Raw genomic sequence first — 14,128 nt, 5'->3', positions numbered from 1 at the left:
CCATTATATCATATATGATATAATGGGAGTTTTTTTACCCAAAAGACCCTGACAGTTAGAGGGACTTCCAACTGCCAGGGTCTTTACTTATTTCATTCATCATTCTAAGCCTTCAAAGAGAAAGTCTATGGGCTTAGGATTCTTAGCGGTACTGTAGTAGCGGCCGAAAAAGAGAATAGCATGGTGAGCCTGAGCCCAATCTTCCTTGGGGATAATTTCCATCAAGGCTTCTTCTACCTCCAAAGGTGTGGCATTGGCTGGCACAAAACCTAAGCGTTTGGCTACCCGATCCACATGGGTATCTACCGCCAAGGCCGGAATGCCAAAACCTACGGCCAAGACTACATTGGCAGTCTTACGACCAACCCCTGCCAAGTCCATGAGCTCCTTGCGGGTTCTAGGTACTTCCCCACCATAACGTTGCATCAACTGCTCGCAGCATTGATAGATAAACTTGGCCTTGTTGCGGTATAGGCCAATGGTCTGGATATAGGGTTCTATTTCCTTAGGCGAAGCCTGCAAGAAGGCTTCCGGTGTGGGAAAGCGTTCAAACAAGGCCGGCGTCACCTTATTGACTGAGACGTCAGTGGCTTGAGCACTCAACATGACCGCAATCAATAATTGAAAGACATTGTCATGGATGAGTTCGCAGTGGGCATCCGGATATAGGGCTTGGATTCTCTTGACAATCACCCTGGCTTTATCCAAGGGCATGGTAATCTTGGCTGACATGACGTTTCCTCCTGATAGTCTAGCAAATACCCCTCTATTATAGCTCAGGCATCAGTCGCAGCCAAGCGACTTGCTTAATCCTATTGGGCAGGAAAAAGAATCGTCCGACCCGTCTGATCATCGTAGCCCGGCATGGCCAAACGTAGGGCATCCTTGCCGGTCATAGGGTCCACAATGCCTAGACTGTATTGATAATGCCCTGCCTGAGAACTTTCTTGAGACGAGAGATTTAAGGCCACACTCACCGTTTCTTGGCGCCCGGGCACTAGCTGAGACAAGGTCAGTGGCACTTCAATCTTTTTAAGCTCTTTTCCCTGGCCATCTTGAAGATAGAGGTATAGCGGCCAGTCATAGTAGAAAGGCGCTGCTCCTTTATTTTCAAAGGTCAAGGTCATAGTCTGCTCTTGCCCTTTTTGCGCTAGCTGAGCCTGAGAGACATAGATTTGATAACCAAGTTGACTCAGAATTTGCTTATAGGCTGCCTGACCTAAATCAGCTTTAGGCGCCTTTGGCCCAATAAAGGTCATATGTGAGGCTTTAACATGCTTCAAGACTTCCTGGAGTCGTGACCCCATCAGGTCTTCCATGGAATGGGCGCTGGTCATTTCGCCGCCAATGGCAAGGGTCTTCCAAGCCTGTGGCATGGCAAGCAAGCTCTTGTTTTGAGTCTGGTCGTAAACTCCACCAGCTTGAATCCACTCCAACCACTGGCTAGTATTGATTTCTTCGCCAACCATGTCGTTATAGAGTCCTAATTGATAGGTCTGACCCCATTTGAAAGGCCGGCGCATGAGAATCTGAGTCTTAGGAAAGGCCGTGCGCCAAGGCACCACGTAACGTTCCAGAATGTCTTCAGACGGTAACCTTTTGAGTCCCTTCTCATAGTTGACATGCCACTCGCCCCAGTGGCCGACACTGCCCAACTCAATGAAGGAGACAAAGCCATCCTGCCCCCAACGCTGGCCCATGGCAGCCACCGCCTTGTCATGGGCTTTAATCAGGGCTTCTTGACTATAGTCTGGTGAAAAACCTTGGCCATAATCGGTGTGATACCAGTCACCAGCCCCCTTAATGTCTTGGTAGAGCCAATCCGGGATATCTTGATGCCGGTCCTGGCCAGGTAAATCTAGCACAAAGCGCAAAACCAAATGCTTGCCTTCTTTGCGCCAACGCTCAAACTGATTGGCCTTCTCAATGGCTTCAAAATTATATTTCCCCTTTTGGGGTTCCAATTCTTTCCAAGTCACATCGACGTAAAGAAGTTGAATATCCGAATCTACTTGGGATTTTTCAGCTTGGAGGGCATAGCCCATGAGCGGGTTCCCTGATTCAGGATCCTGCCAGTCAAAGCTAGCCTGACGTAAGACTTGGTCTTGGGCATTCACTCGATTGGGCTGGATTAGACTGACTGTGAGTAGACAGGCTAAAACAAGCCGGCTAAAGTAATATTGACGCATCTTTCCCCTCCTGGACGACTACTATTCATCTCTTAGCCGTGATACTCGCCATTGTACTGAATTAAGGTCACATCTTCAACGTCCTCAAGGGCTTGGATTTTCTCCATGAAGAGGAAGTCGTTTTGTGACTTACAGAAGACTTCGATAGCAGCTTCGATACTGCCGTCTTTGCGCATGGTGCGAGACTTGATGAAGAACTTCATCTTGCCAAAGGCTTGCACAATGGCATCCCCTGTTTCCAGGCCTTTATAGTGAATGACTGCAATGTAGACCTTGCCCGTCTCCTGACGGAAATAGAAGACCACAATCATCAGAATCACAATCAAGGCTGCACAGACCGACAGCACAAACATACCGGCCCCTAGCGTAATACCCGAAGTAATGGCCCAAAAGAGATAGAGCAAGTCCATGGGATCCTTAACCGCCGTCCGATAACGCACGATGGACAGGGCCCCGACCATCCCCAAGGAAATGACCACGTTGGTCGAAATGGCCAAAGTCACCATACAAGTCAGCACCGTCATCCCAACTAGCGTCACCGCGAAGCTACGCGAGAAGACCACGCCAGTATAAAAGCGCCGATAGACAAAGTAGATAATGCAGCCCATAACAAAGGCCAGCAAGAGCGAGCCAATCAACTTGGGCAAATTTTCAGCAGCAAAGCGCTGAGTTTCGATAAATGATCGTTTAATAACGTCTTGAACGCTAGTATTCATTCAAAACTCCTCCTTCATCGACCACATTAGAAATGCTCATGGTCGAACCAATAATTGAAGCCATGTTTATAGGCTGTCTTTTCATAGCAGAGCACATATTTAGAGACTGCCGTATATTCCAAGGCTCCAGTCGGCACCAACTGACGCACGATTTGCGGCATAAGTTCCGTATATTTGACTTCTAAAATCAACTTGTCAGGTGGTAAGACTGGCAAGCTAGGCAACTTAGCATCAAAAATATCAAAGGAACCAACCGCCGCACGCACGTCTGTATCGAAGGTTACCCGCACCGTTCCAGCATCCAGAATCCAAGGCTCTCGTTCGTAGTCCACAATGACGCGCGGACGCATCATATTGGTCACACATTCGATATAGAACTCACGCGCTAGAGAATGCGGGCTGTGCTTAAGAAAATCATAGTTACCCAGCAAGATATCCTCTACCTGAGCCCGCGTCAGAGGCGCACTCTCCTTATAGATATAGGCGCCGAATTTCTTCTTGCGTTCAAGCCGAATATAGTGGTCCTGATAATTGTAAATACGAATCCGATACTTCTTCCGCATCAGAACCCCTGCGTCTTTTTCTTCGTAGGCAGATTGCCAGTAATCATCAAAATAGAGACTCCGAATGGTATAGCCACCACCCTTGACATGCTTGTCTAGGGCCAAAACGGGTGACAGGCGGCGCCGCAAGTTGTCTTGATCATGATAGGAAATCAGATACTTATTCTCATGCCGATAAGGCTCTCCTGGCGCTTGACTGTCTTCTTGCCAAGTCAAGCTTTGAGACTTGGCCCATAAGGGACTTAATAGCTTATTCTTCATAAACATCCTCACTAATCTTCCCATTTGACTGAATAAAGAAGCTCTTAACGCCGAAGTGTTTACCGACTTCCGTGACATAGTAGTCGAAGGCATGGCGTGTCTCGCCAGCTTCATTAGTAGCCGTCACACGGGCAAAATAGTGTCCTTTTTCTGGCATATCCAAAACCGTTTCAGACAAAGTAATACCTTCCTCCGTGTGGATGATTTCTTTAAACTCGAAATCCTTAGCAACCTCAACCTTATAGGTAATCTTTTGCCCATTCAAATCATAAGCCGCATCCCAACGAACCTTGAGTTTGCCATTCTCGTCCTTCTCAGGTATCCCGATAAAGAATGGCATAGGCTTCTTAAGGCTATCTAGATAGTCCTGATAGTTGCTCTCAATTTCCTTAGGAATGGCTGCCGCTACTTCATCATATTGACTAGGAGTCAATCCCAAGTGGGTGCTATCCGGCTCTTTGGTAACATAGGGTTTGACGGTTTCTTGGTACTTAGCCACTTCCTGGCTAAGGTAATCTGGATTTAGCTTGCCTTTCAAATCTTGAATGGCCTCATCTAGCTCCTGACGGAAAGTGGCCGACTTGAGCGCACGTTGGAAGAGACGATTCCCCCAATAGTTGCTGATGCCAGACTCCCAGGAAGTCTTACCCGCAAACTTCTCAATTTCATATTCTTTCTTGAAGAAGGCCGAGTCATGGTCCCAAGGAATGAAATACCAGCGCTGGCTATTCTGCGGACTGTAGAGATAGACATTTCGACTCTGCGTATCCGTGTTGCCAATGAGAATTTGAAAAGCCAACCAGTAGGTCAAATTTTCTCGATCAAAATAAGTATCTAAGGTCTGATCAATGGGCCGATCTAAATCATTCACTGCCTGAAGCATCTCAATTAGCTTATGATGGTCACGATCCCCCTTAATTTCTAAGAGTTTCTCGAATGCAACTCGATCAAAATCGGGATCGTCTTCTAGCTTAATAGTATCTTCATATAGTAGGAATTCAAAGAAATTAACCTTATAGAGCTGAGCATTACTATCAAGACCATGAGCCTTAAGGCCACTACCATTGAGCTGCTCGACTTGGGTATAGAGACCATAATCCACGAATTTATCAGGCTCAGAGCCATTTTCATCCTTGACATAGAGATGAACAAATTGTGTACGTAAGCCAATTAATTGAGGAATGCCCCGAATCAAGTCATAGGCTAATTTGTTACGGAAACGTAGCCCATCTGTCTGGTGCTTATTGAGGTTGATGGTTCGCTGACCCTGCCAGCTCCCCTTATTCCTTTTGAGCTTAATCTTATAGTTTTTCTGTTGATTACGACTAGACGTCTGTCCCCGGACCTGAACAGTGGCATTAGGCACCGTCTCACTGTAGCCCAATTCCCCAGCCAAGGGACCTGTATCGTCACCTGCTTGCAAGAGGGCAGCCACTTGGTAACGTGGAACACCCCATTTCTCATAATCATAAACAGAGTAGGTATTAATCTCTTCCCAAGTATGGTTGGTATTCTCCGCTGCATCTCCCGATTTAATCGTTAGGTAGAGCGTTTTGACTGATTGGGGATCTTCTTGGTAGAGCAACTCTTTATCGCGCAAATGGTAATTGTTTTCGGCAAATTCAACCGTCTTTTCTTGATTAGAGAGCGACTGGTTACTGGTCTCCTCTTGCCCGCATGCTGCTATAAAGCATGTGGTTACAAGGCATAAAATCAGTAACCTTCCTTTAGGTTTTTTGAGAGGCACGAGACCCCACCCCTTTCAGATAGTCGTAAAGCCGGCTGAAGAAACCATGGTGCACCACAAGTGTCATAGGTTGTGCACTCAGTGTATAGTACATTAATTTCTTGGTGAAGCGATCTAGGCGCCATAAGGCAATTAGGAAGAAAATTGCAGCAGCCACCAAAAAACCAAATCCAAGAAAGGCACGATTAAAGTATTGAGATACAAACGTTAGAAGTGGCGATGCAATTGCGAAGCTCGCTGCAGCAATCAAAGCACCCTTATAATCCGTAAAGTATAACAAAATAGACAAGATAACGTTGGCAATGGCATAAATCCCGTAGCCTACGCATAAAATACGGAAATAACCTCGCATGAGGTCATTAATTCCCAAGGGTAAGACATCTAGGAGTGCATTTCCTGCTGATATGGCTAGAATCGTTACAAAAAGCTGCTTCCAAGCCAGTGCTATCAGTTCACGCATCATGACTGTCAACATCTCTTCTTCTGCTTCTTTAATGTCGGACAAGGTCCCCTTCTCGTTAAATAAGCCATAGTAACGCTTATACTTAGGATAGAAATGCACCTCAGTCGCCAAGGCAAAATTAATCGTTGTTACCAGTATGGTCAAAAAGGCTAACAGAACCGGCACATCATAGACTTGAGAAGCAAAGAAAAGCCCCCTTACTGGGCTTCCCCATGGCCCTAACCAGACCACAAGAATATGCCCAAAAATTCCGATATGCAGACAGAAGCCAATTAAGGCCAAATCAAAGAACTTATCAATCCATTTCAAGAAGAGAAAAGACTCATCTAGCATTCCTAAATCTAAAGGAAAATATCGTGCCAAGAGATAAACAATCCCCAAAAACATGAGGCCGTAACCTACACAGACGCTAAATAATAGAGAGGTCAAAACTGGCAACTTAAATGATAGGAGGCACCATCCTACTAAAAAGGTTACAAGACTAGCTGATAAAAAGGCTAGTAAAATTGCCTTGTAGTCCTTCAAAGCAGTCAAATATTGAACCCCATTCCAGACAAAAATCAACTCCATAAACAAGGTGAGATTAAGAATTAATTGCACTATTGTCACACCTGATAGGATTAAGAATGGCCCATATAATAAAACGCCTAAGCCAATCATAGTTGCAGATGATCCCAAAAAAGAAGGTAAAAGATAGGCTTCCTTTTCCTCATATAACATATCAGAAGCGAAGCGAGTCACCGCGTAAGAGAAAAATGAATTCACTGTCAAAGACGACAAAATAGCATAGGTGATCATACTAGTCAAATAATTACTATCAGCACGATTAAGCCCCACACGATTTGCTAGATAGGAAATCCCAAAGATTAAAGTCCCTCCTAGGATCATAGGACCAGCGTAGATTACGCCAGTATAGCCATATGCCTTAGCTCGAGAGAAGAGACCCTTTTGGTTAAAGACTTTCCTTAATTCAAATCCAATCCCTGCCATTAGACCTCCACCTCCTCGTACATCGCTAGATACCCCTTGAGCATCCGATCATATTGATAATAACGCTCGACGCGTGCTCGGCCGATGGCCCCCATCTTTAATCGTCCTTCTTGGGACCGGCACATGAGTTCCATCGCATCGGCTAATCCTTTCTGATAAGTAGGAGGAACACAATAACCAGCTAAACCCAAATCGTCGCCTGGGCCACCCTCCAATAATTCCCGGCAACATCCCACATCAGTCGTGACACAAGGACGGCCTGAGGCTAACGACTCCAAGACAGATAAGGGCTGGGCCTCCGAGATACTGGTCAGAATCGTAAAATCGAGATTTTCCATATAAGTTACAATATCTACCCGGCCAGTGAAGATAACATTATCCAACTGCATTTGCTTAACTAGGTCATAGCATTCTTGAGCATATTCTTCATCGTCCACGCCCCCCATAATATGGAGGCGGACATTATCAAGACGGTTACTTAATTCGTAGAAAGCATAAAGCATGGTCTTAATGTCCTTGATAGGAGCCAAACGCACGACTGCTCCGATATCTACTCGTCCATCTGGAATTTTAGCCGGTACGGAAGAAAAGCGTTGGAAATCAATCCCATTTTCTACCACCCGACAACGGTCTGGATCACAACCTATCTCAATTTGGGTTAGGCGAGCCTTGGTGAAAAGGCTAGATATAATTTGAGCCCGGCTATAAATAATGTCCGACAGCATGTAGAAAAACTTAATCCAATGGTCCTTCATACTTGGCAAGACCCAGTTAGAGCGAATAATCTCCTCTTCTCGCTCACGGGTATAGATACCATGCTCTGTTAATAAAATTGGTCGATCGTAACGATATTGCCCTAACAGCGCCAGAATACCACTGTAACCTGTCGAAATAGCATGATAGACATCTGCCTGTGGTACTTCTTGACCTAGGAGATAGAAAACCGGTAAGAGCATAGACCGAATGGTGTGGAATACTTCTGCAAAGGCATTATAGGCATACTGCTCCTGACACATATCCACCATCATCTCCAGAAAACTCTCACTTTGCAAGAAATCAACTGGATTCAGCTGCTTATCTTGATAGAGGTGGCATAAAACCTCCCAATCTGGACGCCCAGTTTCCATAAGTTGTCTGAGAGCGTCTAACTCTTCTTTGCTGAAACGGTAATCAAAGAGTCGCTTACTTGGCGCTAATTGTAAGGCATCATCTAAGAAGACTTCATGCACTTCAACCACATTATCTAACATTTGGTAGACGAACTGGCCTTTTTCCTTAGCCTTAGCCCCAATCACCCAGAGTACAAATTCGTGTTGAGGCATATTTTGGATGTATTGATGCATCCAAGTTGAGACCCCACCATGGACATAAGGATAGCTTCCTTCTAAAATCAAACAAATTCTCATCCTTATTCCTCACTCCAGTCCATGGTTACTTTGGCCTGCGTTGCTTTCAGCAGATAGAGGTTCCCTGTTAAGTGCGTCAAAGTACCACCATTTACATGACTTCCCACTTGGCCTTCATTGATACGTACAAAGAGGTAAACCTCATCATAGAAATGGTCAAATGTCCATTCTATTCCTGTGGCTGTACGTTCTTGCTTAGGAACTAAGGCCGAATAGCGTTGTATAGCACCTGATAGCTGGGAGCCTGTCAAATCTCTTAAATCAGGTGCAGACGACTTGAGCCAACTAATGTAGTGCTCTAGGTTACTTTTAAGCACAGCCCAACCCAACTCAGCTCCACGGTCCACATCTAAGGTATCATCTGGATGGATAAAGTGACTGTTGACAAAATGCATGTTCAGTTCAGAGAATGCAGCCAACTGCATAAAATCGTCTAGCATCCCACCGGAAATAATCCGTGGCTGCTCGACCATGCCATCTGACGCCCACTCAAATTCTTGGTCATAGGCGAAATCACCAGGGAAATAGCTACTAGCTATCGTTTTAATTTCTGGAATTTCCTCCACCAATACCTTGCGCCCTTCCGCCGATAGAACATTGGAAGGTGGTACATAAACTGACTTCTCTACATTAGGAAAAAGTTCTTCGTTAAAACGCACTAACTCTTTCATCGCTGATACCATAGCCGATTCTTCCCAGGTATGATAAGAATATACACCTTTATAGTCCAGAGACTTAGGAGATAAAGGCTGGTGATTATAACCATGGTAGCCAATTTCTCCACCTGATCTTAGGAGCATATTACCAAAATAAACGAAACGAGAAATATCATCTTGGCCGTGAACATTCCCTGATGTGTCATCTTCATAGTTTTCAATGGTTGCTCCGGTATATTTAATCCCATACTTATCGACAAAACTCAGCATATCTACCCACCAAATATTGGTATAGAAATCAGCAACATTGAGGTTATAGTCCCGTTTAACATACTTGCCATCACCACTTGGAACTGGCGCAGGGAAATCATCTAAGTAGAAGACCGAACCATTAATAACAGGATAACTAGCCACCTTACCCAAAAGGTTATAGGAAGCTGCATAGAGTCCCCGAGTTACCTTGTTATAGATACCAAAGTTATCGATGACAAACTTGCCCTTGCCATAGGCATGTTCCCAAATTAAAGGCAAGACACCAGGACCTTCCTTACGACTAACGTGAACCTTGGCCTTTTCAGACAAGTCAACTTTGAGTGCAGAATCAAATGGTTCTTCGATAATATACTCACGTCCCCCTCCAATCATGAAGTCCGGTTCGATATAGAGCTTGTCTACAAGACCATGCTCAGCTTGTGATTGTTTAATCCCCAAAGCTTGCTCGATTAGAGACAGATGACTGGATTTTTGAAGTGTTAGGGCAAATTGAACATAGCCCCCCGACTCAACCCAATCACGTAGGGCAATTAATTCTTGGTCTAAATCATCAAGTTGCGAAACAAGCATTACAACCTTCTCGTAACTCTTGACATCAGGAAAAGATTCCGTGGCTATATCAATTAAATTATAGCCTACTTTCATATCCTTAAAAATTTGTTGAAACTGTTCTTTAGCCAGCATACTCGATGGGTCACGACTGTCCGTTACCACAAGGGTATTGACTGGTACTTGTGACTGAGCCTGATCGGCAGTCACTACTGCTCCTGTAAGATAGGTATAGGCTTGTTCTGGAATTTGATAGCCTATCCCTTGCCGCTCAATAAATAAGGCTACAGATAATCCCAGAAAACCAATAAATACTAAGAAAATCCCCCAATACCGAAATTGTTTCCATTCTTTCATAGTGTCCCCCTACTACACTTGTTGCCGCCAAAAATGAATGACCTGACGATTATGGTGTGAAAAATACACACGACAAGTGTCAATATCTTGAAAAAATTGTTGTAAGCCTAGTCGATCCCCTTGAGCGACTAAGGCTTGAAATTGAAACATGCGGTAAGACTCATCTGTTGGCCAATTAATCTGACAGTATTCTAGAACTTGCCGCACGCGTTGTTCTTCCCCTAAAGCTAAGTACTGCTTCCCTAAACGGATATAGTCGTTAAGCTCGTGACTAAGTGCCACCTTTCGTCGTAATAAATCAATATACTGATGTCGAGAGCTCTCAGCAAATTTACCAGCTACTAAACCAGACATCAAATAATCCTCTAAAACTAAACAAAGTTCTTCTAAAATGGCAAGATTATCAGGTTGCTTAGCTAATTCTTCTTTAAGTTGATGCACTTTGAGGTCATAGTCTTTGTGTAATTCCGCTAACATAACCGTTGCGTAATGGACCACTTCAACATCCTCATTCATTCGTGCTTCTTGTAACAAAGCCACTACGTTGCTTGGTTGGTCTTTAAGCATACTCATCATCAATTCGCGTTTAGTAATCGAATCATTGAGTAATAATGCCTCCTCAATCGGTACCCACTGCCTGACATCTTCAGACGCTCGAAGATCAACGGAGTCTTCGTCCTCGACTTCTGCTTCTAACACTTGGTCCTCTAGCTCTAAAACATCCTCTTGGTCTATTTCAATTTTCTGACTTCTTGATTGCTTAGACATCAACCAATAGGAAATGGTTACCGCCACAGGCCCCAAATAGGGAAGTATGAGAATGGGTATCCACAAAATAGGATTAATTGAAACTTTACGGACAAGCATCTGCCGATAGAGAATATAGGCAAAAATTATATGCCCTAACAATAATACAAGCAGTACCATAGTCGGTAGCATAGATTTATCCCCCTTATTTTATTGGTTATTAGTGATTTCCAATGCATGCTGGAGTGACATTTCAATTAAACCAAAAATAACACGAAGTTGATTATATTGCGCCACATCCATGGGGTCTAGTTGACGCTCTAACAAACCTATTACAATAACGAGTTGGTCCTGATAACGTAATCCCGCCACGTAATGTGGCAAACTAGGATCAAGTTGCCGGTTCAACCAAAGTTCACCTGCCATCAAAGGCTCAGCTAATGGCCCTAAAGGTCCTTCTAACAGAGGACTTGCCAGTGCTTGACTTAGATTAGGAACAGGCGCTAGTTGGTTGGTTCCTGATACCTGATAGAAGACCAAGGCCAATGGGTCTACTAATTCAACCAAGAGTTCTTGAGCCACTTTAAGAACTCCTTCCGGAGTTGATTGGTTCAGTCGTTCTACCCAATTGTATAGGCGTCCATAGGAATCACGACAGCCCATAATTTGCTTTTTCAACATGGCCTTATCAAGTAGCATATCACGATAGAGTTGCCGAATTAGATGACTTTTATCGCGTAGCAGCTGGTTCTCTCGCGATAAAACTGCTTTATCATGCAAGGTTTCAGCCCGTAAACGCCCAACCATTGCACCAGTTACTAGGTAGACAACAAAAGGAACCCAGTTAAGCGGGTCATAGAAGAGTGTAATCCAGTTGTTCCCAGAGGTGACATAAATATAGAGCAGGGCCAAAATCGATAAACTAGCCGATAAGAGCCCCATCCCAATTCCTCCAGTCATAGCCATGATGACAATATAGAGCAAGCGAACGTCAACTGCTCGGAATTGTTGCTGATTTCTTAAGATAAGGGAGACAAGTTCTGATAATAGGAAGAGAAGAAATACTTCGATAATCCGAACTAGGCTTGGGTGCAACCCCATCCAGCTCTTCAAGTCTTGCCACCATCCGAGCAAAGATGACTTTCCTTGACCCAGGTAACGCTCTTTTAAGATAGTTTGCCAATCCTCTAAAGGATTGAATTGAGGAAACCATCCATAACGTGTTCGGAGTGAAGCACTCATAGAATCGGTCTGCTCTACTTGTTGAAGCTTTCCTTTAGTAAAACTAATGGAAGCATCTGGTTGAAACTGATACATAGTAAGAGCCAAATCTTGATATGTCAGTTTGAAAGTATTAGGTACAATCAATAGCTCTGACTCATCAGTCCAATCGTCCAAGACTTTATAAAGTAAGCGACCTAAATCATCCATCTGTAAGAAGAAAAAGTCACTGTCACGATTCTCCTTGAAACGCGCTGCTTTTCCAGCCGCCCACTGGCTGAATATCTGATCGATGTAAGGCGGTAAAGTCTGATCTGAATAGAGATATGGTAAACGAATTACCTTGATTGACATGCCATGCTCTTTTCCTTCATAGAGGCAAAGTTGCTCGTAGCTTTGTGCCAGTTGTGTTTCTAGCTGTTGATTTTGATAGCCTGACTGCGGTCCAGACAAATAGCAAAAGCGACTGATGCGATAGCTCTGACAAGCCGTAAGGAGTTGCTGAAGTGCCTCCCCTTCGCCAACTTCCTGTGACCGAAGCGTAAGAAAATTAGAGAAGAAAACCACTTGGTTAATCTCATACATTTCGCAAACCTCTTCTAAGGCCCAATCTCTTTGCTCCATGGATAAGACCGTTACACCTTGCCGATAAGATGTCTTCAAGTCGCAGGGTCCAAGAATAATTACACGCCCTTCCGGAAAAGCTTCTTGGATAAATTCTCGCGTCAGGTAACTTGTGTTCCCTGTTACAAGTATATTCATAGTTATTGTTTACCCCCAATTATATTTCTTGCCTAGTAAAAGTAGTTTGCCCTCATTTTTAATGCCCTAGAAAATGTCTAATAATTTAAGATAGAAATAGAAATGAAATTTCTGAAGTTGCCAAGGAATTTCAAAATAAAACTCCAAATTAGTATATATAACCCTTTTTGCCACTACTCCCTTAAGATTGGCACTATTATAACACTATACAAATCTAGGTCAAAGGTTATCTCATTTTGCTAGAATGCTGTTACCAAATCGTAATGATTCTGTAACATAAGTCGATGGTTTTTTGGTCTTTCCCTCACAATTTCCGACCTGGCCCCTTTTTTCTCCAAAATTAAAAGAAATCCTATTTAGGATATTTTGACAAAAACTTTGGTCAAGTATAAATAGACAAAATTTTCCAATACTCGTCTATTTAGATAAAATTATAGCGCGCTTATATAAGACAATAACTTGATGAAAGCACTTATATTACTTTTGTCTTCTTAATAAGTGAGAATTCTAAATTAAAACTATCCTTTACAAGATTCTAGGCTATCTATCCAAGGGCTTCATGACCTTAAAATTAAGACAAATTCTTCTAGTATTTTCCGTCAACCATCCTAAGTATTCACAAGAACTTTTGAAGTCAGATAAAAGATAGAATCACAAATATTTTGAAGATACATTGATAATACTGATAATGTTTGTTTAATCACCCACCTAAAACAATAATGACACACTATAAATTCACAAACTTTCCCTTACATGCAAAAAAAGAACCCCAACCGTCCAAAGACGATTGATGGTTCTTTACCTGTTTCGGTATATTAGCGGCCTCTTTCTTTGATACGTGCAGCCTTACCAGACAAGGCACGGATGTAGTAGAGCTTAGCACGACGTACGCGACCTTTACGAACAACTTCGATTTTAGCAACACGTGGAGTGTGTACTGGGAAAGTACGTTCAACCCCTATACCGTTCGAAATTTTACGAACTGTGTAAGTTTCGCTGATGCCAGCACCGCGACGCTTGATTACTAACCCTTCGAAGATTTGGATACGTTCGCGTGAACCTTCGACAACCTTAGCGTGTACACGTACAGTGTCACCAGGGCGGAACTCAGGAATATCGCTACGTAATTGAGCTGAGGTAATTTTTTCAATCACTTTACTCATGTTTTTTTCTCCTCTCGACTAACACTCATAACTAGCCCTAGGGCGTAGCCAGCGGAATATTGTGA

Annotated in this window: 11 protein-coding genes; all 11 read right to left on the bottom strand. The window is 43.6% G+C overall.

What is annotated here, in order from left to right; all coding sequences use genetic code 11:
• Positions 1-99: 99 nt before the first annotated feature.
• Positions 100-732 (bottom strand): endonuclease III, encoded by a 633-nt coding sequence (gene nth, locus HMPREF3093_RS02870; protein WP_023390722.1) that lies wholly within the window; start codon positions 730-732, stop codon positions 100-102.
• 80 nt (positions 733-812) lie between these two features.
• Positions 813-2,189, bottom strand: a complete 1,377-nt coding sequence (locus tag HMPREF3093_RS02865) for a DUF4832 domain-containing protein (RefSeq protein ID WP_070755511.1) — start codon at positions 2,187-2,189, stop codon at positions 813-815.
• A gap of 32 nt (positions 2,190-2,221) precedes the next feature.
• Complete coding sequence (locus tag HMPREF3093_RS02860) at positions 2,222-2,905, bottom strand: DUF4956 domain-containing protein (protein ID WP_070755510.1); 684 nt, start codon at positions 2,903-2,905, stop codon at positions 2,222-2,224.
• Positions 2,906-2,931: 26 nt separating this feature from the next.
• Entirely contained in the window at positions 2,932-3,729 is a 798-nt protein-coding gene (locus tag HMPREF3093_RS02855; protein ID WP_083316246.1) for a polyphosphate polymerase domain-containing protein, read from the bottom strand.
• Positions 3,719-5,476, bottom strand: a complete 1,758-nt coding sequence (locus HMPREF3093_RS02850) for a CotH kinase family protein (protein WP_070755509.1) — start codon at positions 5,474-5,476, stop codon at positions 3,719-3,721. The genes HMPREF3093_RS02855 and HMPREF3093_RS02850 overlap by 11 nt, the downstream gene beginning before the upstream one ends.
• Positions 5,457-6,929 (bottom strand): exopolysaccharide Pel transporter PelG, encoded by a 1,473-nt coding sequence (gene pelG / locus HMPREF3093_RS02845; RefSeq protein WP_070755508.1) that lies wholly within the window; start codon positions 6,927-6,929, stop codon positions 5,457-5,459. Before pelG ends, HMPREF3093_RS02850 begins: the two co-directional genes overlap by 20 nt.
• Entirely contained in the window at positions 6,929-8,335 is a 1,407-nt protein-coding gene (gene pelF, locus HMPREF3093_RS02840; RefSeq protein ID WP_070755507.1) for a GT4 family glycosyltransferase PelF, read from the bottom strand. The genes pelG and pelF overlap by 1 nt, the downstream gene beginning before the upstream one ends.
• Positions 8,336-8,337: 2 nt before the next feature.
• Positions 8,338-10,170, bottom strand: coding sequence for a DUF2194 domain-containing protein (locus HMPREF3093_RS02835; RefSeq protein WP_070755506.1), 1,833 nt, complete (start codon positions 10,168-10,170; stop codon positions 8,338-8,340).
• A gap of 12 nt (positions 10,171-10,182) precedes the next feature.
• Positions 10,183-10,938, bottom strand: a complete 756-nt coding sequence (locus HMPREF3093_RS02830) for a hypothetical protein (RefSeq protein ID WP_143227637.1) — start codon at positions 10,936-10,938, stop codon at positions 10,183-10,185.
• A gap of 189 nt (positions 10,939-11,127) precedes the next feature.
• On the bottom strand, positions 11,128-12,900 hold the full coding sequence (locus tag HMPREF3093_RS02825) for a DUF4118 domain-containing protein (protein WP_143227636.1): 1,773 nt from the start codon (positions 12,898-12,900) through the stop codon (positions 11,128-11,130).
• A gap of 815 nt (positions 12,901-13,715) precedes the next feature.
• Positions 13,716-14,063: a 50S ribosomal protein L19 gene (rplS, locus tag HMPREF3093_RS02820; protein WP_070755503.1), complete on the bottom strand. Its 348-nt coding sequence runs from the start codon at positions 14,061-14,063 to the stop codon at positions 13,716-13,718.
• Between the last annotated feature and the right edge of the window lie 65 nt (positions 14,064-14,128).

Origin of the sequence: Abiotrophia sp. HMSC24B09, from assembly GCF_001815865.1 — a bacterium.
Classification (GTDB): domain Bacteria; phylum Bacillota; class Bacilli; order Lactobacillales; family Aerococcaceae; genus Abiotrophia.
This window is presented reverse-complemented; position numbering and strand designations above follow the sequence as displayed.